This is a genomic window from Vibrio gigantis, from assembly GCF_024347515.1.
Taxonomy (GTDB): domain Bacteria; phylum Pseudomonadota; class Gammaproteobacteria; order Enterobacterales; family Vibrionaceae; genus Vibrio; species Vibrio gigantis.
In genome coordinates this window covers 2,155,622-2,177,013 of the sequence record NZ_AP025492.1, presented here as the reverse complement: position 1 = coordinate 2,177,013, position 21,392 = coordinate 2,155,622, and the positions used below count along the sequence as shown (strand labels likewise).

Here is a 21,392-nt window from a genome sequence, read left to right as displayed (position 1 = left end):
AGAACAAAGCCCCGACCAAGTTTGGTTGGGGCTTTTTTGTATCATGCTATTTGACTAAATGTCTGAACTTCGTTTCGTTCGTCTATTTAAATTCAAATTTACCTTTCATGATTGCCCAGTGGCCAGGAAAAGAACAAATGAATGAGTAGTCACCACCGGCTTTCATTTTTTCGGTACTGAACGTGACTGAGGTCGATTCACCCCCGCCGATGACTCTTGTAAATGCGTATACACGCTCATCATCTGGCTTAACGTAGTTATTGTCGATACCTGCGGACATACCATCGATACCAACGGCTTGGAGTGATGCTGTGTCTGTGATAACAACGTTGTGTCCCATTGATTGTGCAGGCATAGACCCTGTGTGGTTCAGTGTGAGAGTCACTTCTTTACAACTAGCGGGCACACTCAAGGTGTCAGTTGAAAATTGCATTTGGTCAGTGGCATCGATTGAAATTTCACACTCAGAAGCTGCTTGAGCGGTAAAGCTCGCACCGAAAAGGACTATAGTGGTTGCGATTAATCGTAAAGACATACGCTGTTCTCCATTACTGTTTTTTGGGTAGGTGATTCTTTAAGAACGATCGATACTATTATCTTCGAAAGATGAACATAGAAACGTGCTACAGCCTGAACTATAAGCAACTCATTGCTCTATATTTGTTAGAAAATAATACCGTGAGAGAAGACAAACTTCTCTGAAATATTCCCTTTAGATTTGATGACGTAATCATTGTTGCTTGCACTATCGATGGACTAGGTAGGGTAGCAACTTAATGTAATGATGGCTGCTTGTTTAGGGTTAGTTAGCCAAACAAGCAGCCGTGTTAAACACGAATGTTATGACTCGTATTGAGACTGTACCGTTTGTGCTTGGTTGAGGATGTGTTTGACGATAGCTTCTAAACCTTGGCTGCGACTTGGGCTTAGTTGAGATTGCAAATCCAGTTGAGTAAACCAAGTTTTGATGTCGAAGCTCAAAACATCACTGACGTTCTGTTCGTTGTATGCAATGAGGACGAGCGCAAGCAAACCTTTGACCAAAGAAGAGTCACTGGTTGCTTGAATCGACATTTGACCTTCTTGATCAATCGCAAGATCCAGCCACACATTACTCTGACAGCCAGCAATAAGGTACTCATCATCTAACTTCGTTGTTGGGAAAGCAGGTAATCTCTCTCCCAACTCAATGAGATACATATAACGCTCTTCCCAGTTGGCGCATCGGTCGAAATTTCGTTTAAGCTTGTCAGGGGCCATATGTCACCTTAATAATTGGCTAATGCTTTTTAACGCTTGGCAGAGCGCGTCTACATCCTTTGGCCCGGTGTACATGCCTATCGACGCCCTACAGATCGAGTTCTGGCCAAGGCGTTTAATCAGGGGCATTGCACAATGGTGACCAGTACGAATCGCAATTCCATACCTATCTAAGAATGAGCCGACATCGAATGAGTGCTGATTTTTCATATTAAACGCCAACAGACCAGTTCGATTTTCATCATCGCCATAAAGCTCTATTTCAGGGAGCTGCTTAATGCTATCAATCAGATAGTGCATAATGCTTTTTTCGTAGGCTGAGATCTCTTTAAAGCTAATCGCTTCTAGATAGTCTATTGCAGCCCCTAAACCTAATATCCCGGCAATGTTTGGCGTACCCGCTTCGAACTTCCAAGGCGCTTGACCAAATGATGTACCCAGAGGCAATGTTACTTGATCGATCATCGCACCACCACCTTCCCAAGGAATCATACTATCCAGATGCTCCTTTTTCGCATAAAGCACGCCGATTCCTGTAGGGCCATACAGTTTATGACCAGAGAATGCGTAGAAATCGCAACCTAGATCGGTCACGTTGACTTCTTGATGCATGACAGCTTGAGCGCCATCGACCAACACCGGTACTTTGGCTTTGTGCGCGGCTTTGACAATAGTTTTAATCGGATTGACTCTTCCCAAGACATTGGAAACATGGCTGATCGCAAGCAGCTTGGTTTTGCTGTTCATCAAAGAGACAAGGTTGTTTAGGTTCAAATAACCATTCTCCGCCATAGGCCAAACACGAATGGTGATTTCGTAAATTTCAGAGAGCAGTTGCCAAGGAACAAGGTTGGCGTGGTGCTCCATTTCAGTCACGATGATCTCGTCGCCCGGTTTTAACCTTGGTCTTAAATAACTGTTAGCAACAAGGTTGATGGCTTCGGTGGTGCCTTTGGTAAAAACAATATTCTCGCGTGATTTTGCTGATATAAAGCGGCTTACTTTTTCTCTGACCAGTTCCATCTCTTCGGTCGCTTTAGAACTTAGGAAATGGACGCCGCGATGAACGCTGGCGTAATCATGTTGATAGAACTGTGTCATGCGATCAATGACGACCTGAGGTGTTTGAGCAGTAGCCGCGCTATCTAAATAGACTAGGGGCTTGTCGTAAACTTGGGTTTTTAAGGCAGGGAAGTCACTAAACCAAGGACTTGCCGTTACAATAGAATCAATCATGGTCGCTCCCTTTATTAAGTGATGCGTTGATTTTATCTATCGCATATTGTTTTAGTGCCGGATGTTTGATTCTTTCGGCCACTTCAATAGCAAAGGCTGATGTAATCATATGTTCGGCACGCTGTTTTGGGATGCCCCTTGCGCGTAAGTAATTGATCTGATCTGGGTCAATCTGTCCGGTGGTAGCACCATGACTGCACTTTACATCGTCGGCATAGATCTCTAGTTGTGGTTTGGAATTCACTTGGGCGTAATCGCCGAGAATAAGACTGTGAGTATCCATTTGCCCGTCTGTTTTTTGTGCCACAGGGTCAACGTAAATCATTCCATCAAATACCGATTTAGCTTGGTCACGAGCGATAATTTTATGATTTTGTTCACTTAAACAGTGGGGAGCACTGTGTTTGAGGTATGTGCGTGTATCGAAGACCTCTTCAGATTGAGGTAATGATACGCTGTCCATAGACACAAAGCCTTGTTCTCCGGCGAGTACACTACTGACCTGATGGCGGACAAGCTGACCCGAATAGAGCATGCAGCAGGAATGGGCATTTGCATGTGCGTTAATCGTTATATCATTGTGGCCCAAATGGTGTTGTACTGAGGACTCTTCGATTATCTTTGTGTGGTGATAATGTGCACCGCAACCAATATGCTGAGTTAAGCGAGAGAGCGTAACCCCGCCGCCGTCACCTCGAGAAACATGGTGTTCGATGACATTGATTTCCGAATGTTCAGCAACTTCAATGTGGTTTCTGTAGCTCGATACATCCCCTTGCTTGCCTGAATTAACATGCAGCAGGTATATCGGCTTTGAAACCTGCGTGTTGGCTTCCACTTCTATTAACACACCACACGAAGCGGTGGCATCAGTAATGTAAGTAAAAGCATCCGGCTTTATCGAACGCGATAATTCGTCGGTTTCGATTGGTGACAGCGCACTGATCGGTGTCACTCGTACTTTTGGGATCCAGTCTGAGTATCTTGCAGAGAAGTATCCGTCTACGAAAACGAGTCGATAAGCGTCAATGTCCAAGCTGAATTCATTGTATGGCGTATTCGCTGCAGGTTGTTCTGGTGCCCTTATTAGCTCAAGCTGTTCTAAACGGTTGAGTGGTGTGTATTTCCAGTCTTCATGTTTAGAAGAAGGGAGGCCGACACCAAGCAATTTAGACCATTGCTTATTCTGCCACTCATTCGGTTGAACAAGGGTTTGAAATGAATCAAGCAATGAGAGCTTATTCTTCATCAATGATCCATCCATAGCCTTTCTCCTCTAACTCGTGAGCTAGCGTATGGTCGCCAGATTTTACGATTTTCCCCTTGTATAACACATGGACGAAATCGGGCTTGATGTAGTTGAGGATACGTTGATAGTGTGTAACCAGAATAAAGGCTCGCTGCTCATTCTGTAGCGCGTTCACACCTTCTGACACTGCCTTCAGCGCATCAATATCAAGGCCTGAATCGGTCTCGTCAAGTATGCAAAGATCGGGGGAAAGTACAGCCATTTGCAAGATATCATTGCGCTTTTTCTCGCCACCTGAAAAGCCCTCATTAACGGAGCGTTGCAATAGGTGTGGAGGTATTTTCAACAATTGTGCTTTTTCTTCGAGCAGGTCTTCAAAGTCAAAGCGGTCAATAGGTTCTAGGCCTCGGTATCCGCGAATCTCGTTGAGTGCGGTATTGAGAAACAGTTTGTTGCTCACCCCAGGAATTTCAACTGGGTATTGGAAAGCCAAAAATACGCCTTCGCCAGCTCTCTCTTCTGGAGCAAGTTCAGTTAGATCCTGACCTTTAAAAATAATTTCACCGCTGTCGACTTGGTAATCGTCTTTGCCTGCCAGTGTCGCCGATAGTGTGCTTTTTCCTGAACCATTTGGCCCCATAATAGCGTGAACCTCACCTGGTTTAACGGTTAGGTTAATGCCCTTTAGGATAGCGTTTTCTTCAACGCTAACGTGCAAATCTTTAATTTCTAACATGTTTATCCCACACTATGCTCGAGGCTGATTGATAAAAGCTTCTGGGCTTCAACAGCGAATTCAAGTGGTAATTCTGAAAATACGTCTTTACAAAAGCCATTCACAATCATTGAAATAGCGTTGTCTTCACTGATGCCTCGCTGGACACAGTAAAAGAGTTGGTCTTCGCCAATTCGAGATGTTGTGGCTTCGTGCTCAACATGAGCGGATGGATTTCTGACTTCGATATATGGGAAGGTATGTGCGCCGCATTCATCTCCAATTAACATGGAGTCACACTGAGTGAAGTTTCTAGCCCCTTCAGCGTTGGAAGCCACTTTAACCAGCCCTCGGTAGCTGTTTTGGCTTTTGCCAGCAGAGATCCCTTTTGAGATGATCGTAGAACGGGTGTGTTTTCCGATATGAACCATCTTGGTTCCAGTATCTGCCTGTTGAACTCGGTTGGTTAAAGCGACAGAGAAGAACTCGCCGACAGAATAGTCACCTTTTAAAATGACGCTTGGGTATTTCCAAGTAATTGCAGAGCCTGTCTCGGATTGGGTCCAAGACATTTTGCTGTGGTCACCTTCACAAACAGCTCTCTTGGTTACAAAGTTAAGAATCCCGCCTTTGGAGTCTTCTTCGCCAGAGAACCAGTTTTGTACAGTAGAGTATTTAACCTCAGCGTTCTTATGAATGATCACCTCTACGACCGCGGCGTGGAGTTGATAGCTGTCTCGCATAGGAGCAGAGCAGCCTTCGATGTAGCTTACGTAAGAATCTTGATCGGCGACGAGAATGGTGCGTTCAAATTGGCCTGTTTTCGCTTGATTGATTCTAAAGTAGGTTGAGAGTTCTCTAGGGCATCTCACGCCTTTAGGAATGTAGACAAAAGTGCCATCAGAGGCGACAGCGGCATTCAATGCAGCAAAGAAGTTGTCTTTTGGTGGGACGACCGTGCCCAAATATTGTTGAACAAGGTCTGGGTATTCTTGAATAGCTTCACTAAATGAACAGAAGATAATCCCTAGCTTTTGAAGTTCTTTTCGATAAGTAGTGGTGACAGAAACCGAATCAAAAATGGCATCTACAGCAACTTCAGAACCTTCCCTAACAGGGACGCCGAGCGCTTCAAATGCTGTTTCTACTTCTTCGGTTAAGAACTCATTTGAACCATCGTCACGGGCACTTTCACCGTTAGGAGCATTGTCACAACTCAAGCAGCTCGGCGCAGAATAGTAACTGTAATCTTGGTAATTAAGCTCAGGGTAGTCGGCTTTGAGCCAATGCGGCTCTTCCATTTCTAGCCACTGTTTGAACGCTTTCAGGCGAAATTCCAACATCCATTCCGGCTCGTTACGTTTTGCAGATATTGCTCGAACAACCTGTTCATTAATCCCTTTTGATAAAGTATCTGAAGATAGCTCTGTGTAAAAACCTTCACGATAGTGAGTGCTTTGCAGCATATCTTCAACTTCAGGCTGCGTTTCAACTGCACACATGCTTAAACTCCAAAACTCTCACCACATCCACAAAGATTTTTTACTTTGGGGTTGTTGTATACAAAATTGCTATTCAGCCCTTGACGTACAAAATCAATCTCAGTGCCATCGACCATAGGTAGAGCCTTCAACGCGACAAAGAATACGATGTCATGTGACTCATACTTGATATCGTTATTGGATGGGGCGTCTATCAGCGTCACAACATACGCAAAACCTGTACAACCAGAGGGTTTAACGGTCAGGTGAAAATGTTGTTTACCACCGGATAACTGCACAATTCTCTGCGCCGCGGTGGCACTCAGAGTGACGCCTTGCCACTGCATGTCATGTATTGATATTTCGTTAGAACCAGAACTCGGAATACTCACCTTACTGCTCCATAGTTGATTATCTCCACTAAATGATATTGATTATCATTTGTATATCAACCATGTATTGTCTATGGTTTTTGGTGTGCAGATCAATATATTGACAAAATTGGATCTATAAATACTATATGTGCTAAGTTGTATTTGATAATGGTTATCATTAAGATTTAAGTGAGGTTGTACTATATGGATATCGTCGTCTACTCGAAACCACAATGTGTTCAATGCACAGCGACAGTGAAGGCATTACAGAGCAAAGGCATCGAGCATACTGTTGTTGATTTGACACTCGATGAAGCAGCAATGGAGAGGATTCAATCAATGGGTTATCGACAGGCACCAGTGGTTGTTGCCAATGATCGGCACTGGTCGGGCTTTAGGCCTGACATGATTAGTTCTTTGGGACAATGATCGTTTACTACTCGAGTGCCTCAGGAAATACAAAGCGATTTGTAGAGCAGTTAGGAATGTCAGCAATTAGGCTTCCTATTGAGGACGATGAAGAGTTGCCCGAGATTGAACAATCATTCGTACTCATATGCCCAACTTATGCTGATGGCGAGGGACGGGGAGCTGTACCTAAATCTATCATACGCATATTGAATAACCCGAAAAATCGCTCATTGATTAAAGGTGTGATTGCATCGGGAAATCGAAACTTTGGGGCGCTCTTTGCTCGTGGTGGCGCGATTGTCGCCGAAAAGTGCAATGTCCCACTCTTATATCGTTTCGAACTATCAGGAACCCAGACCGATGTTGAAATCGTTCGTAACGGGTTAAAACAATTTTGGAAACATCATGGATAACCACTTCGAGAATGAGTCTCTTGACTACCATGCTCTAAACGCGATGTTGAACCTGCTCGATGACCAAGGGTCGATTCAATTTGAAGCAGATAAGCAAGCTGCTCGCCAGTTTTTCTTACAACACGTGAATCAAAATACGGTCTTTTTCCATAACTTGGATGAGAAGATCGACTATCTCCTCAGAGAAGGCTATTACGAATCTGAAGTTATCGAACAGTATGACCGCAGCTTTCTCCATCAAATTTGGCAACAAGCTTATCAAATCAAGTTTCGTTTCCGTACTTTCTTAGGCGCTTATAAATTCTTCACTTCCTATGCTCTGAAGACACGAGATGGAAAGAGATACCTTGAAAGGTTCGAAGATCGAGTTGTTATGACGGCACTCTTATTGGCGCGAGGTGACAGTGATTTTGCTCTCGCACTGATGGAAGAGATCATCCACCAACGCTTCCAACCCGCAACTCCTACCTTTATCAACTCAGGAAAAAAGAGTCGCGGTGAATTGATCTCATGCTTTTTGTTGAGAATTGAAGACAACATGGAAAGTATTGGTCGCGCAATAAACTCTTCGTTGCAGTTGTCTCGTCGCGGTGGTGGTGTTGCGCTTCTTCTTAGCAACCTGAGAGAACAGGGCGCGCCAATTAAAGGGATTTTGAACCAAAGTTCAGGTGTAGTGCCGGTGATGAAGCTACTCGAAGACAGCTTTTCATATGCTAACCAATTAGGCGCAAGGCAAGGAGCTGGCGCTGTTTATCTTAATGCTCATCACCCTGATATTATGCAATTTCTTGATACTAAGAGAGAAAATGCCGATGAGAAAATTCGAATTAAGACATTGAGTCTTGGGGTGGTGATTCCTGATATTACGTTGGAGTTAGCCAAACAAAATAAGGATATGTACCTGTTTTCTCCCCATGATGTAGAGCGTGTCTACGGCGTCCCTTTTTCTGAGATCAGCGTTACTGAGAAGTATCATGAAATGGTGGACGACCCAAGAATTCGTAAAGGGAAGATCAACGCGCGAGGTCTTTTCCAAACACTCGCAGAGATTCAATTTGAATCTGGCTACCCATACATCATGTTTGAAGATACGGTGAATCAAGCCAACCCGATTGAGGGGCGTATCAACATGTCCAATTTGTGTTCTGAGATCCTGCAAGTGAACGAGGCGTCAAGCTTCGATGACGACTTGAACTACAGCCATATTGGGCGTGATATCTCATGCAACCTCGGTTCGATCAACATTGCCAAAGCTTTGGACGGCGGACAGTTATCGCAAACGGTAGATACCGCTATTAGAGCCTTGAACGCTGTGTCAGAGATGAGTGCTATTAATAGTGTGCCATCGATCAGAAAAGGTAATGATGAGAGCCATGCGATTGGTTTGGGTCAAATGAACCTACACGGCTTCTTAGCGCGCGAGCGAATTCACTACGATTCTCCTGAAGCGATTGATTTCACAGGCAGTTATTTTGCCTGCATCTTATACCACTGCCTCGTTGCGTCTAACAAACTGGCTCAAGAGAAAAAGAGTGTGTTTAAGGGATTTGAAAACTCCACTTATAGCGACGGATCGTTCTTCAATAAATATCTAAAGCAAGATTTCTCTCCAAAATCGGAAGTCATCAAAGCGCTATTTGAGCGCCTAGATATACGTGTACCCACAGTGTCTGAGTGGGAAGAGCTGAAACAAACGGTGATGAGCTCTGGCTTGTACAACCGAAATCTACAGGCGCTCCCGCCTACTGGTTCTATTAGCTACATCAACGATTCTACGGCGTCTATTCACCCTGTGACCGCCAAAGTTGAGATCCGCAAAGAGGGTAAGATTGGTCGAGTTTATTTCCCTGCACCTTATCTAAATAATGACAACTTAGAGTACTTCCGTGATGCCTACGCTATTGGTCCTAAAGCGATTATTGACGTTTATGCAGCAGCGACAGAGCACGTCGATCAGGGCTTGTCGTTAACACTGTTCTTTGATGATGAGGTCACGACCCGAGACATCAATAGAGCTCAGATCTATGCATGGAAAAAGAAAATTAAGACGCTTTACTACATCCGTATGCGACAGAAAGCGCTCGAAGGCACTCAAGTCGAAGGCTGTGTGTCTTGCTCACTGTAAGAAAGGGATAAATGCAATGAAACAGATGGAATCAGGTCCAGTACGAGCGATTAACTGGAATCGTATGAACGATGACAAAGATCTAGAGATTTGGAATCGTTTGACGGTGAACTTTTGGCTGCCTGAAAAGGTACCATTGTCGAATGATATTCAGACGTGGAAACAGTTAACCGAAGACGAACAAGCACTGACCATTCGCGTGTTTACTGGGCTGACGTTACTCGATACGATTCAAAATACGGTAGGGGCTCCTGCCTTGATGGAAGATGCTCGAACGCCACACGAAGAAGCGGTATTAACCAATATCGCTTTTATGGAAGCCGTACACGCCCGTAGTTACTCTTCGGTATTTTCAACGTTGTGTACCACGCCACAAATTGATGAGGCATTTCGTTGGGCTGAAGAGAACCCTCTACTTCAGCTAAAGGCTAAGTTGATTTTAGAAGATTACTTAACTGAAGGCGACCCGCTTAAGAAAAAGGTTGCTAGCGTGTTTCTCGAAAGCTTCTTGTTTTACTCTGGTTTTTATTTGCCTATGCATTGGTCGAGCCGAGCAAAATTGACGAATACTGCAGACTTAATTCGTCTGATTATTCGAGACGAGGCTATCCACGGTTATTACATCGGATACAAATTCCAACTCGCCTTTCAGGAGCTTGATGAAAATGAACAGGCGAGAGTAAAAGATGAAGCGTATTCGTTGATGTTTTCTTTGTATGAAATTGAAACCCAATATACAGAGTCACTTTATGATCAAGTTGGCCTAACAGAAGATGTGAAGCACTTTTTACATTACAACGCCAATAAAGCCCTGATGAATTTAGGGTTCGAAGCTCTCTTCCCTGATGAATTGTGTCAGGTAAATCCAGCAATAATGGCAGCGCTCTCGCCAAATGCCGATGAAAATCATGACTTCTTCTCGGGTTCAGGCTCCTCCTATGTCATAGGTAAAGCGGTTGCTACTGAAGACGATGATTGGAACTTCTAAATAAAAAATCCGAGTAGCAATACTCGGATTTTTATATAGGGGGTGAAGGGCTTTCTTTATAACCTATGAAGGTACTAAATAGCCTGGCGAAGTTGGAAGTAACGTCCTTCTTCGTTCAACAACGTCTCGTGAGAGCCGTGTTCTACAATCTCGCCTTGTTCAATCAGAACGATAGAATCCATCGATTCCAGACCGATCAAACGGTGTGTAATGAAGATAACCGTCTTGCCTTCAAAGTGCTTCTCAAACAGCGCCATGATGCTGTGTTCTGTTTGTTTATCTAAGCCTTCTGTTGGCTCATCTAGAAGCAGAATAGGGGCGTCATGAAGGATTGCACGAGCAATACCAATACGGCGCTTCTCACCACCAGACAGTTGACGACCACCGTCACCTAACCAGCTATCAAGCGCGTTGTTCTCAAGCAACTTTTCTAGGCCAACGTCCTTAAGGATGTTAGCTAGGTGATCATCATTGGCATCTGGTTTTGCAATCAACAAGTTGTCGCGTAACGTGCCATTTAAGATATCTACACGCTGGCTTACCACACTGATCGATTCACGCAGTTGTGACTCGTTCCATTGTGTTAGTTCAATGCCCGCGATAGAGATATAACCTTTCTTAGGATCCCAGTAGCGAGTTAGAAGCTGAATCAGTGTCGATTTACCAGAACCCGTTTGACCCACAATCGCTACTTTGTTCGTTGCCGGAATTGTTAGGTCGACAGCGTTCAGAACACTGCGCTCAGAGTCAGGGTAGTTGAAGGTCACGTTCGAGAACGTAATATCAAGCGGCTTGTTGATGTCGAGTTTCTCTTCCGCGAACTGAACTTCAGGTTCTGACAGAATCACTTCATTCAAGCGACGTGCAGAAGACAGAGTCTGACCTAGATGCTGGAACGCGCCTGCGATAGGCATCAATAGTTCAAAACTAGCCATGGTTGCGAACGCCATTAGCGCGATGAACGGATCTGGAGCATTACCACCCACGCCGTCAGCCGCTAGCCAAAGCATAAGAACCAGTGTCAAACCGTTGAACAGCATTAGCGCTGCTGAAGCCATGCCGGTTAGGTTAGCGTTCACAAACTGGTTCGCCATCAGCTTCTTTTGGGTTTCTAGAATCGCATTACGGTAACGCTCTTCGGCACCAAACAGAGTCAGTTCGCTGTAGCCTTCAATCCAATCCAGAGTAGTAACACGCAGATCCGCTTTGTTTTGCGTAAGCTCACCACCGTTACGTTTACCCAGCTTGTAAAACAAGACAGGCCAAATCAACAGCATGATAAGCAGGATAGAACCTAAGATAAGGCCTAGCGAGGTATCAAACCACATCAAGAACAGAGTCAGGAAGAAGATACCAAACACACCAACCGTCACAGGGCTTACTAAGCGCAAGTAAACGTGGTCCATGGCGTCGACATCAGCAACCAAGCGGTTAAGTAGGTCAGCGTCACGTAGGTTTGAGATACGACCTGGGATCAGCGGAGCCAGCTTCTTGAAGAAGAAGATACGCAGATCGGTCAGTAGTTTGAATGTCGCATTGTGGCTTACAACACGTTCACCCCAACGACCCGCGGTACGGCTCATTGCTAAACCACGTACACCACCACCCGGTAGCATGTAGTTGAAGGTTTCACGCGCAATCGTTAGGCCTGCAACCGCAGAAGCGGAAATGAACCAACCCGATAGCGTTAACAAGCCAATAGAAGCCGACAGAGTAGCAAAAGCCAATAGCATGCCTAGCGATAGGCCAAACCAATGCTTTTTATAGAGTTTCAGGTAAGGCAGTAAATCACGCATCTAAATTACCCTTATTGTCTTGTTGAGCTAAGTTCGCGTTTAGCATCTCTTCGAATAAACCACCTGCAGTTGAAAGCTGAGAGTAATGACCTTGTTCCACAAGACCACCATCGCGCATAACCAGAATGTTATCGACTGATTGAAGAGGAGCCAGTTGGTGCGTCACAAGCAGGGCAGTGCGACTTTCGATGTTGCTGTTGATGCCTTTCATTACTAGCTGCTCACTACGAGTATCTAGGCTGGCAGTAGGTTCATCAAGCAACCAGAATTGGCCGTCTTGAATCATTGCACGAGCCAACGCCAAACGTTGAGATTGACCAACAGACAGGCCGCCAGAACGATCAGAAATCATGTAGTCCAAGCCGTGCTCATTAACGAACTCACTAGCGAAAGATTGGTCTAGTGCGTTTTTAACCGTTTGGTCTGTGATATCTTGCTTACCTAGAGTGACGTTGTCACGAATGCTGCCGTGAAGCAACAGTGGGTTTTGGCCAACCCAGCTGATCGTCTTACGCCAAGATGCCAAGTCTAAATCACGCAGTTCAATACCATTGATTTTCAAGCTTCCTTCATAAGGCATGAAACCAAGAATGGCATTGATCAAACTTGTCTTACCCGCGCCACTTGGGCCAACTAGTGCCGTTGATTGGCGAGTATTCAGTGCGAATGAGATAGGGCCAACCAGTTGAACACCTTCAGGACTCAACACTTTCAGATCTTGAGCTTCAATATTGACGCCTTGAGCTGGGTCTAGTTGAGTGTCACCTGATTTAACCTTAGTGATGTCGGTTTCTAGGAACTCAACAATACTCTCGGCTGCACCTACCGCTTGTTGCTTAGCGTGGTAGAAAGTACCTAGGTCACGCAGAGGCTGGTAAAACTCTGGCGCCAAGATAAGGATAAACAGACCTGCGAATAGCGTAATGCCAACACCGTAGTGGCCGAAGTTAAGCTCACCGATGTAAGTGAAACCAAAGTAGACTGCCGTCATCGCAATCGAGATAGACGTGAAGAACTCAAGCACAGCAGAAGACAAGAAAGCGATCTTCAATACATCCATGGTGCGCGTTCTGAACACCTCAGATGCACCTTTTAACACTTCTGTTTCAGAGCTAGTGCGGTCGAAAAGACGAATGGTTGTCATTGACTGCAAACGATCGTAAAAGTGACCTGAAAGACGTTGCAGTGCTTTGAAGTTTTTGCGGTTTGCATCGGCTGCTTTCATACCAACCAATGCCATGAACATCGGTACCAGTGGTGCGGTAATCAAGAAGATCAAACCTGCCGCCCAGTTGACTGGGAACACGACCACAAGAATGATAAACGGAATCATCACTGACAGAGACATCTGAGGTAAGTAACGAGAGAAGAAATCTTGCATGTCCTCTACTTGTTCTAACAACAGCGTTGCCCACGTACCCGCAGGTTTACCTTTGATATAAGCAGGGCCCAATTCGCGCAATTTATCAAGGATGAGTTGCCTAATGTAGACTCGGATCTGTTCACCACAGCGATAACCTGCGATTTCACGTCCCCATGTACAGCCAGCACGGCCAACGACCGATAATGCCAAGCCTGCGAAATGACCAACCAGTTCAGATTTATCGACATTCTCGATGATCAGTTGGTGAAGAATAGAGGCGAGAAGAGCTGCTTGAGCAATTAAAAACACGCTTGAAAGTACGCCAAGGCTAATCGCAATCATAAGCCAGCGTTTCGCTAACTTACTCTGTTGCTTAAGCCACTTGTTCAAGCTGCGTTGTTTTTTCTTATCCATTATGAAGGCTTAATGATAATTATTATTTGTTGAGGGCGGCTAGTATACAAAAGAAAGCCCGGTGGATATACCACTGGGCTCTAGGGATTTACAACAAAATGTGATGACGCCCTGCATCTACTGAGGCGAGAGCACCGATAATCAAATCTGCAATCTCAGATTTACTTATCGTTAAGGCCATCTAGGAAGCGTTCAGCATCCAGTGCAGCCATACAACCTGTACCAGCAGAAGTGATCGCTTGGCGGTAGTTGTGGTCCATTACGTCACCCGCAGCGAATACGCCAGGGATGCTTGTCTGTGTCGCGTTACCTTCAAGACCTGATTGAACGATGATGTAGTCATCTTTCATATCAACTTGGCCTTTGAAGATTTCAGTGTTTGGCTGGTGACCGATAGCAATGAACGCGCCCATTACTTCGATATCTTCTGTCTTATCAGACTGAGTATCTTTAATACGAACGCCAGTCACGCCCATGTCGTCGCCTAGAACTTCGTCTAGCGTGCGATCAGTGTGAAGAACAATGTTGCCGTTCTCTACTTTGTCCATTAAACGCTTCACAAGAATCTTTTCAGCGCGGAACGTGTCACGACGGTGAACTAGGTGAACTTCAGACGCGATGTTAGATAGGTAAAGTGCTTCTTCAACAGCCGTGTTACCACCACCCACAACCGCTACTTTCTGGTTGCGGTAGAAGAAACCATCACACGTAGCACAAGCAGAAACGCCACGGCCTTTAAATGCTTCTTCAGACTCTAAACCTAGGTACTTTGCTGATGCACCCGTTGAGATGATCAATGCATCACACGTGTACTCGCCAGAATCGCCTTTAAGACGGAAAGGGCGGTTTGATAGGTCGACTTCGTTAATGTGGTCGAACAGGATCTCTGTTTCAAAGCGCTCTGCGTGCTCTTTCATGCGATCCATTAGAGCTGGACCCGTTAAACCTTCAGCATCACCCGGCCAGTTTTCCACTTCTGTTGTGGTTGTAAGCTGACCACCTTGCTGCATACCCGTAACAAGTACTGGGTTTAGGTTTGCACGAGCAGCGTAAACTGCAGCTGTATAGCCAGCAGGGCCAGAACCAAGAATCAATAAATTACAGTGCTTTACGTCGCTCATGAGGACTCCGAAATTGAATTTGTTTTAATTTATAATCGCTTAGGATTGTATGGAAAATATGGAAGCAATAAAAGTGTAAACAAGGGCTGAAGTGTAATTAATCGTTATAGTTTAGAACTTAATCGAGACAAACGTTTTCGTGGCGGGAGGATCAGTGAAAGCCATAACATCAAGTGGGCTTGCATTCGGCTAGCCATTTTTACCGTCCGTTGGTTTGAAATCGATCCGAAGAAGTGTGCGCGAGATTTGTTGAAGGTTATTAAACTCACAATTGGATAAAAGCTTGCTAGCAATTTTGCTAATCTTAGCAAGTCGTGGATAAGCTCAGATATCGCAAAAGCACCTGAGTTAACTTATATCTGGGTTATAAATCGGTGTTAATTCAACCTTTTTACATCACATTGTTGCATACTTTAGATTGTGAACTAGCCTTAACATGACCCATTGGCTAGGGACTACATTATGAAAACTAAACTTATCTTTATAGTATCTTTAACTGCTCTGTATGGTTGTGCAGATCCGTTTTTCAAAGAAATTGAAAATCGAGGTTACACCGCGTTTGATCCTCCAAGAGCTAATGCCAAAGTAGGTAGTGTTTTCACTTTCGAAAAAAACTCCAGCGGTAATTTAACTGTCAGAGAGCTATGTCACTACCTATATGATGACCTTTCAGTGACAAATAGAGATCTAACCTTTCCAACAAGCTCTATGACTGACACTGTTGACGCTACGATCGCAGCATCACTAGTTAAAGATCTAGTTAGCACACCTCCAAAACTGGATGCTGGCTTCCGCAACGTACGCAGTGTTAAGATAGAGTTCAATGGTGTGAAAAGTAGTTACGTCACCGACCAAGATTTATTTGCATTAGATGGGAAACCATTGCCTATTACGCCTTCCTGTTATGGTGTATTGAAAAGATACTCTGACACTGAGCAGTTATCTAGAACATTCCTTGTTGTAGATGTGATAAACGTTGATGGCATGAATTACACAGTCGACAAAAATTTAAAAACAGGGGCTGATGCTGAGTTTGATATAAAAAAAATAGTTGAACTTGAACCAAAGGTTTCATTTGAATCTGATAATAAGTATTCATTAAAAATAGATGAAAATAGAAGTATTGGTTACAAAGCATTTTCAATTACATCTTTTAAACCTAACGGTTTAGTTGGCCCTGCTGCTGCAACAATTGGACTTGAGCCATTAAATAGAGAACTCCTAACTTCAATTAAGAGTAACTTATGAAACCGTTTCATATTGCAGCTACAATAGCATCATTTGTTGTTACTATGAGCAACAGCTTTGCAGGACCATGCCTTCAAAGTGCAACGTACAATTTGAATAACGAAGGTGTAATACTTCAACAACTATCTCAGTCGGTTTTCTTACTAGAAAGGTGGTCAGAAAAGGAAAATTCTTATATTCCTTTAGGCACTGCAACCGTTATATCAAAGAGCGGGCACCTACTAACTGCAAAGCATTTATTTGAATATACAAACACTGCTAACTTAAACCTAAACAAATTTAGAGTAACACACACAGATAGAGAAACCCAAAAGCAAAGTGCATTCAGTATTGATAATATCAAACACCATAAAGACAGCGACATTACTATAATTAAAGCAAAAGACTGGAATGAGAACTTATTTAGACCTATTAAATTAAACTTTGATTTTCGTACATACCCTAGTGAGGTTAAGATGTACTCATATTCCCTAGATAATCCTCTTGAAGCACTCATGTCCTCACCCGGTTCAATAACTAGGAAAGACTCAAATAAATTTATCGTCATCGATCAGATTAAACCATACAATGGACAAAGTGGAAGTCTATTGATTAATGAGAACCTTCATGGTGTTGGTGTCTTATCAGGTTATATCGTTGATGATGGGAGAGTTGTTACTTCATATAGTGAACTTAGAGAACAGGAGTTCAAGTTTATCCGAGCAACTTCTACACACTTGGTACAAGACATGGTGTCAGAGTTAGAGATGAAAGATGCGAATGAGTTAGTAAATATCTTTATAAATAACCCTGGTCCATTACCAGAGCCAGATATAAGGCACAGCTTAAAGCACAACCCATTATCATATTACTTAGCAATAATAAAAATAGTAGATGAACATAATGAGATAATTGGGAAAATTCCAACCACTAGACTAGCCTCAGACTTTTGGTTTCAATTTACTAGTTATTCAAGCTGCTTTCTTAATACTGATATAGCAAGACAGTACAGTAGAAAAATCCATTCAAGCTTACCTTCCAACAAGCTTGATTCAATAGTTAAACTTCAAATTGACGAAGCAAGAAGAAACAAAAACATTGAAACCTCTATTGCCTACTACAGTGCGGCCAATCAACTTGCTGAATTGAGCCCAGATATAAGTAAGAGGTATTGGGCAAACTTAGATTATACAGCTTTAGAAATAGCCCAAAGAATTAATAACCCTAGTAGCGATACTATAGGAAGTAATATAGCTTTGGCTAGCTTAGTTGTTAGTGAAAGAATAAAGAGCTATCCAAACATCCAGCACAGACTAACTAACCTTCAAATAGACTCTACACAGCAGGTCCTATTATCAGCCTCCCAATTTTCTCAGACTGGAGACTCCCACTATGCAGGATCTCAGTTTGCTTTAGCTGCATCTGGATTTGAGAAATACCGTTCTCCAACAAACAATGAGAGAATATATGTAATAGACCAAAGCGAAAGAGATTTTAAGTATCATGCAGCTATGACTTCATTATCAGAACCTAATATTCCTGACGATGCGCTAATGAACCTAAGAGAGCAGTTATCTCAGTCGTTTCAAGGTGGGGATTTACCATCAATCAATGAAGCCGATATTGCGGGAGCTGTCGCTCAGTTTGAAATTAATGCAAAAGAGAGGTTAGCACCTTTCAACAGATAAGGCTGTGAATAGCAGCCGACTTGATAGATATATACCTGGCATTCGCTATGCATTAGATAATATAGGTCAAAGGACGGGTTGTTTACGTGATCAATCGGTGAGTTGAAACTCACTTTGGGGCAAGAGCTTGTCAGCGACTTATCTAGTTTCGCAATCTATTAATTAAATCATGTATGGCAAAGCCAAATTAGAAATGTCACATTAAATATTTCTGCAATATAAATGCAAGTAATGTAGAAACCACTGCCGCCAAAATACCCGCAACAATATTACTTTCTAGCACACTTTTAATCTTGGGAGCACCACTCGTTGTGACCAGTATGTTGTGATCACCAACCTGTATTGCTTCTGAATTTATATTATAGGTATTGTTCACTTGTTCCCCACTTTGCTTAGTGTCGGTGTATTCAATATTAATCGGATTGTCCTCATGAAAGGAGGGCAAAGGAGATCTGCAAGTTCTGTCCATAAAATTAAACTGGTTACTTAAACCGCTACGAGTATTTTTTTCGATAGAACTGAAATGCTTACTTAAACCACTGTTGGTAATCTTTTCGATAGAACCAAACTGCTTACTTAAATCATATTTATTCATAGCCCAAGTTAATCCTTACTGACGTCTTTTGTTTAACTATCAGATAAGTTATCACATTGAATCATTAACCGTTTGTTGCGGTACTTCCATCTTAAGGGGAATGTGCAAATAAAATCAGATACTTATGGAGAGTTGTGATTGATAAAAAAATTTAAAAAAACCTTCGAAGACATTAAAGGGAAAAAAAAGCACTAGAAAGGGAAGGAACAAAGGTGATTTAGGCAACTGCGAAGGATTCCTTCCTAGTTGCCAGCACGGAATGGGGCATAAACGTGTTACCAGAGAGCGTCTAGCATTAATGGATGCTTGCCGTCTATCTCAAGGTTACATTCATTGCTGATTGCAAACCCTTTATGTTTTAGTATCTCAGATACGACTGAGCAAATCCCGCCCGCAACATTCCACTTCAAACATCTTCGAGACTAAAAAAACTATCAAGTTGCTCTTCTAAAAGAAATGAGCCATTTGGGGCGGCCGAGTTCCCCCCGAACTCGACCTGTTCCAGACGCGCAAGCAAAGGCGTGTGGATTCTGGCGTACTGATAAATTAACCAATTTCACTTTGTTGTGTAAATAATCAATAGCTTGGCGATTGATAGGTAGGTCGTATTTCGCTGTGCAAAAGCATAGAAATGAATGATGGCGAGCGTGATGCCTGAATTCATGCAAGAAGGCTGGCGTATTGAAGCGAAAGGGCTGACACAATATGAAACATCACCTACTAGTTAATAATATCGTTAAATTTAAATTTACAGAGATTTATAACTGGCTAGTGGAGTGTGCTAGTTTTAAGAGTTGGTCATCTTTTATTCTGGTGTTATAAACTGCTTTTGGATTTCAGGTTAGATTTAGTGTCTGAATTATTAAATCTGACGGGATAAATGGTTGTTTAATGTTGATTTGGCAAGATCTTCAAGTATCCTTTATGTAAATAAAACGTTAAATATCGAAAGTAAATTAACAATCATTAAGGAGTCGATGATGTTACACGCTCACGAAAATACCCTACATATTACCCACCTCAGTAACCACGCAGTTAAGGAGTTGTCACCATCATTCTCTAAGCTACCAAGCACAGAGCATGCGGATGGTCAGTTCCGATTGAGAAGGTACTCAGTGGTTGAATTCAGTAATGGACAAGTCGTTGAGCTAGACAAACATAACTTTGTTCAGTCTGAAGACATTAATCACTTTCAAGGTGACGTTGTTCGTCAGTTCGAACCGATTGAAGCGAAGATTCTAAGCAGTGAAGGCATGCAAGAGATGTGTGAGCTGTTTATTGAAACCAACGGGCTTGAAGACGGACAAGAAATCGAAATCCACCAAATTCGTATTGCTGCCATTTATGAAGAGACACAGGTCGCGCCAGAAGGTGTGCACCAAGACGGTTTTGACCATATCGCGATCATTGGTGTTACTCGCCACAATATCGTCGGTGGTGAAGTGATGCTTTATCAAGATAGCCATGAAGCCCCATTCTTTAGAAAAGTGCTTGAGGACGGTGAAGTCGCAATGCTTGCAGACAGTAAGCTATGGCATAACGCACAGCCAATTCGCACCATAGACCACGATGAGATGGGTTACATGGATGTGTTTGTTCTAACGGCTAAGGATGCGCGCAATGTCCTTCACTCTTAATGATGTACGCCAGCAGTTCAGCGCGTTAGGCCAATACCATAACGGCAAGCCCGTTACCTTTTTTGATGGGCCGGGTGGTTCTCAGGTGCCTGAGAATGTATTAGCGTCTATGACGGAATACCTCGGGCACTTTAATTCCAACTTGGGCGGTCACTATTTTTCTAGCCAGAAGACGACAGGTTTAATGCAGCAAGCGAGAGAAGCGGCACAAGCGTTACTGAATGCCGAGTCTTCGGGCAATGTTGTGTTCGGTGCTAACATGACTTCACTGACCTTCCAACTTAGCCGAGCGATCAGCCGTGATTGGCAAGCTGGCGACGAAGTGATTGTTACCGCGCTAGACCACTACTCGAATGTATCGAGCTGGCAGCAAGCGGCAGACGACAAAGGCGCGATTGTCCGCCAAGTTCGTGTAGACGAGTCAGATTGCAGCCTGGACATGGCACATTTTGAGTCATTGCTGAACGAGAAAACTAAACTGGTTGCCGTGACCTTTGCGTCAAACACCACTGGCTCTATTGTTGATATGTCGAAAGTTATCGAGCTTGCACACCAACATGGCGCTCAGGTGTATGTTGATGCCGTTCACTATGCGCCACACCATTTGATTGATGTTCAGCAGTTGAACTGTGACTTCTTAGCGTGTTCGGCTTACAAGTTTTTTGGCCCTCACGTTGGTATTGCTTACGTGGCGCCTCAATGGCTGCATACGCTAAAGCCATACAAGGTTGAACCTGCAACTAATATCGGCCCAGGACGTTTTGAAACAGGAACGCAGAGCTTTGAAGGCCTAGCGGGTGTGATTGCTGCGGTGGATTACTTGGCGCAGTTTGGTGAACCAACCGACTCATTACGTTCTCGCTTAGAGCAAAGCTACGCGCTTTATAATAAGCATGAAAGCCAGTTGAGCGAGTACTTCCTAAAACGCTTAGGTGATCTGGAAGGGGCAAAACTCTATGGTAAGACGGAATTTGATTCGAACCTGAGAACGCCTACATTCGCCATCACTTTTGACAATCACTCTCCAGAGTTCATCGCTAAGAAACTGGGCGAGCATAATATCTGTGTGTGGAACGGACACTTCTACGCATTAGGTTTAGTGAAGCAATTGGGTATTGAAGAGCAGGGCGTAGTGCGTATTGGTTGTATGCATTACAACTCGATTGAAGAGATTGACCTACTGTTCAATGTACTCGAGGGCATAGTTAGAAATAACTAAATGCGGGTAACAGAATTAGAAAAGAGCGTACTTCTCTCATGAATATTGAGTAGGAAGTATGCTCTTTTTTTGACCTTGCT

19 protein-coding genes are annotated in these 21,392 nt (G+C 43.6%); 8 read left to right on the top strand and 11 right to left on the bottom strand.

Translation table 11 applies throughout. The annotated features are described in order from the left end of the window. Positions 1-82 precede the first annotated feature (82 nt). The 7 genes from azu to OCV56_RS09505 form a co-directional block, all read right to left on the bottom strand. Positions 83-535 carry an azurin gene (gene azu, locus OCV56_RS09535; protein ID WP_086713584.1) on the bottom strand — a complete coding sequence of 151 codons (453 nt, stop codon included), beginning with the start codon at positions 533-535 and terminating at the stop codon, positions 83-85. 305 nt (positions 536-840) lie between these two features. Further along, positions 841-1,260, bottom strand: coding sequence for a cysteine desulfuration protein SufE (gene sufE / locus OCV56_RS09530; protein WP_086713583.1), 420 nt, complete (start codon positions 1,258-1,260; stop codon positions 841-843). A gap of 3 nt (positions 1,261-1,263) precedes the next feature. Beyond that, the gene (locus tag OCV56_RS09525; RefSeq protein WP_086713582.1) at positions 1,264-2,496 is read right to left on the bottom strand and encodes a cysteine desulfurase; all 1,233 of its coding nucleotides are present in this window, start codon (positions 2,494-2,496) and stop codon (positions 1,264-1,266) included. Further along, the gene (gene sufD, locus OCV56_RS09520; protein WP_086713581.1) at positions 2,489-3,760 is read right to left on the bottom strand and encodes a Fe-S cluster assembly protein SufD; all 1,272 of its coding nucleotides are present in this window, start codon (positions 3,758-3,760) and stop codon (positions 2,489-2,491) included. The genes OCV56_RS09525 and sufD overlap by 8 nt, the downstream gene beginning before the upstream one ends. Beyond that, the gene (sufC, locus tag OCV56_RS09515) at positions 3,735-4,481 is read right to left on the bottom strand and encodes a Fe-S cluster assembly ATPase SufC (protein WP_086713580.1); all 747 of its coding nucleotides are present in this window, start codon (positions 4,479-4,481) and stop codon (positions 3,735-3,737) included. The genes sufD and sufC overlap by 26 nt, the downstream gene beginning before the upstream one ends. Before the next feature lie 2 nt (positions 4,482-4,483). Continuing rightward, on the bottom strand, positions 4,484-5,962 hold the full coding sequence (gene sufB / locus OCV56_RS09510; protein WP_086713579.1) for a Fe-S cluster assembly protein SufB: 1,479 nt from the start codon (positions 5,960-5,962) through the stop codon (positions 4,484-4,486). Positions 5,963-5,964: 2 nt separating this feature from the next. Continuing rightward, complete coding sequence (locus OCV56_RS09505) at positions 5,965-6,333, bottom strand: iron-sulfur cluster assembly accessory protein (protein WP_086713578.1); 369 nt, start codon at positions 6,331-6,333, stop codon at positions 5,965-5,967. Between the two features lie 186 nt (positions 6,334-6,519). On the opposite strand from OCV56_RS09505, the gene nrdH reads away from it, so the two are divergent. The 4 genes from nrdH to nrdF are packed head-to-tail and all read left to right on the top strand — an operon-like array spanning position 6,520 to position 10,252. Then, the gene (gene nrdH, locus OCV56_RS09500) at positions 6,520-6,744 is read left to right on the top strand and encodes a glutaredoxin-like protein NrdH (RefSeq protein ID WP_086713577.1); all 225 of its coding nucleotides are present in this window, start codon (positions 6,520-6,522) and stop codon (positions 6,742-6,744) included. Further along, positions 6,741-7,139, top strand: coding sequence for a class Ib ribonucleoside-diphosphate reductase assembly flavoprotein NrdI (gene nrdI, locus OCV56_RS09495; RefSeq protein ID WP_086713576.1), 399 nt, complete (start codon positions 6,741-6,743; stop codon positions 7,137-7,139). The genes nrdH and nrdI overlap by 4 nt, the downstream gene beginning before the upstream one ends. Continuing rightward, a complete protein-coding gene (gene nrdE, locus OCV56_RS09490; RefSeq protein ID WP_086713575.1) occupies positions 7,132-9,264 on the top strand; it encodes a class 1b ribonucleoside-diphosphate reductase subunit alpha in 2,133 nt (710 codons plus the stop codon). Before nrdI ends, nrdE begins: the two co-directional genes overlap by 8 nt. Positions 9,265-9,280: 16 nt before the next feature. Then, positions 9,281-10,252 carry a class 1b ribonucleoside-diphosphate reductase subunit beta gene (nrdF, locus tag OCV56_RS09485; protein WP_086713574.1) on the top strand — a complete coding sequence of 324 codons (972 nt, stop codon included), beginning with the start codon at positions 9,281-9,283 and terminating at the stop codon, positions 10,250-10,252. A 74-nt stretch (positions 10,253-10,326) separates the two neighbouring features. Here the strand turns inward: nrdF and cydC are convergent, their stop codons facing one another. From cydC to trxB, 3 genes are all read right to left on the bottom strand, one after another. Continuing rightward, positions 10,327-12,048, bottom strand: a complete 1,722-nt coding sequence (cydC, locus tag OCV56_RS09480; RefSeq protein WP_086713573.1) for a heme ABC transporter ATP-binding protein/permease CydC — start codon at positions 12,046-12,048, stop codon at positions 10,327-10,329. Continuing rightward, the gene (cydD, locus tag OCV56_RS09475) at positions 12,041-13,825 is read right to left on the bottom strand and encodes a heme ABC transporter permease/ATP-binding protein CydD (RefSeq protein ID WP_086713572.1); all 1,785 of its coding nucleotides are present in this window, start codon (positions 13,823-13,825) and stop codon (positions 12,041-12,043) included. Before cydD ends, cydC begins: the two co-directional genes overlap by 8 nt. Positions 13,826-13,986: 161 nt before the next feature. Then, positions 13,987-14,946 (bottom strand): thioredoxin-disulfide reductase, encoded by a 960-nt coding sequence (gene trxB, locus OCV56_RS09470; RefSeq protein WP_050052961.1) that lies wholly within the window; start codon positions 14,944-14,946, stop codon positions 13,987-13,989. Positions 14,947-15,408: 462 nt separating this feature from the next. Between trxB and OCV56_RS09465 the strand changes: the two genes are divergently transcribed. Further along, a complete protein-coding gene (locus OCV56_RS09465; RefSeq protein WP_086713571.1) occupies positions 15,409-16,194 on the top strand; it encodes a hypothetical protein in 786 nt (261 codons plus the stop codon). Further along, positions 16,191-17,861: a serine protease family protein gene (locus OCV56_RS09460; protein ID WP_086713570.1), complete on the top strand. Its 1,671-nt coding sequence runs from the start codon at positions 16,191-16,193 to the stop codon at positions 17,859-17,861. Before OCV56_RS09465 ends, OCV56_RS09460 begins: the two co-directional genes overlap by 4 nt. A gap of 196 nt (positions 17,862-18,057) precedes the next feature. On the opposite strand, the gene OCV56_RS09455 is transcribed toward OCV56_RS09460, so the two are convergent. Further along, positions 18,058-18,456 (bottom strand): hypothetical protein, encoded by a 399-nt coding sequence (locus OCV56_RS09455; protein ID WP_086713569.1) that lies wholly within the window; start codon positions 18,454-18,456, stop codon positions 18,058-18,060. Positions 18,457-19,436: 980 nt separating this feature from the next. Here OCV56_RS09455 and OCV56_RS09450 point away from each other — a divergent pair. After that, positions 19,437-20,093, top strand: coding sequence for a 2OG-Fe dioxygenase family protein (locus OCV56_RS09450; RefSeq protein WP_086713568.1), 657 nt, complete (start codon positions 19,437-19,439; stop codon positions 20,091-20,093). Further along, positions 20,077-21,312, top strand: a complete 1,236-nt coding sequence (locus OCV56_RS09445) for a cysteine desulfurase-like protein (RefSeq protein ID WP_086713567.1) — start codon at positions 20,077-20,079, stop codon at positions 21,310-21,312. Before OCV56_RS09450 ends, OCV56_RS09445 begins: the two co-directional genes overlap by 17 nt. The last annotated feature ends 80 nt before the right edge of the window (positions 21,313-21,392 follow it).

Coding starts and splice junctions, on each gene's coding strand:
- azu (WP_086713584.1), bottom strand. CDS start 535: ATGTCTTTACGATTAATCGCAACCACTATAGTCCTTTTCGGTGCGAGC.
- sufE (WP_086713583.1), bottom strand. CDS start 1,260: ATGGCCCCTGACAAGCTTAAACGAAATTTCGACCGATGCGCCAACTGG.
- OCV56_RS09525 (WP_086713582.1), bottom strand. CDS start 2,496: ATGATTGATTCTATTGTAACGGCAAGTCCTTGGTTTAGTGACTTCCCT.
- sufD (WP_086713581.1), bottom strand. CDS start 3,760: ATGGATGGATCATTGATGAAGAATAAGCTCTCATTGCTTGATTCATTT.
- sufC (WP_086713580.1), bottom strand. CDS start 4,481: ATGTTAGAAATTAAAGATTTGCACGTTAGCGTTGAAGAAAACGCTATC.
- sufB (WP_086713579.1), bottom strand. CDS start 5,962: ATGTGTGCAGTTGAAACGCAGCCTGAAGTTGAAGATATGCTGCAAAGC.
- nrdH (WP_086713577.1), top strand. CDS start 6,520: ATGGATATCGTCGTCTACTCGAAACCACAATGTGTTCAATGCACAGCG.
- nrdI (WP_086713576.1), top strand. CDS start 6,741: ATGATCGTTTACTACTCGAGTGCCTCAGGAAATACAAAGCGATTTGTA.
- nrdE (WP_086713575.1), top strand. CDS start 7,132: ATGGATAACCACTTCGAGAATGAGTCTCTTGACTACCATGCTCTAAAC.
- nrdF (WP_086713574.1), top strand. CDS start 9,281: ATGAAACAGATGGAATCAGGTCCAGTACGAGCGATTAACTGGAATCGT.
- cydC (WP_086713573.1), bottom strand. CDS start 12,048: ATGCGTGATTTACTGCCTTACCTGAAACTCTATAAAAAGCATTGGTTT.
- cydD (WP_086713572.1), bottom strand. CDS start 13,825: ATGGATAAGAAAAAACAACGCAGCTTGAACAAGTGGCTTAAGCAACAG.
- trxB (WP_050052961.1), bottom strand. CDS start 14,946: ATGAGCGACGTAAAGCACTGTAATTTATTGATTCTTGGTTCTGGCCCT.
- OCV56_RS09465 (WP_086713571.1), top strand. CDS start 15,409: ATGAAAACTAAACTTATCTTTATAGTATCTTTAACTGCTCTGTATGGT.
- OCV56_RS09460 (WP_086713570.1), top strand. CDS start 16,191: ATGAAACCGTTTCATATTGCAGCTACAATAGCATCATTTGTTGTTACT.
- OCV56_RS09455 (WP_086713569.1), bottom strand. CDS start 18,456: ATGAATAAATATGATTTAAGTAAGCAGTTTGGTTCTATCGAAAAGATT.
- OCV56_RS09450 (WP_086713568.1), top strand. CDS start 19,437: ATGTTACACGCTCACGAAAATACCCTACATATTACCCACCTCAGTAAC.
- OCV56_RS09445 (WP_086713567.1), top strand. CDS start 20,077: ATGTCCTTCACTCTTAATGATGTACGCCAGCAGTTCAGCGCGTTAGGC.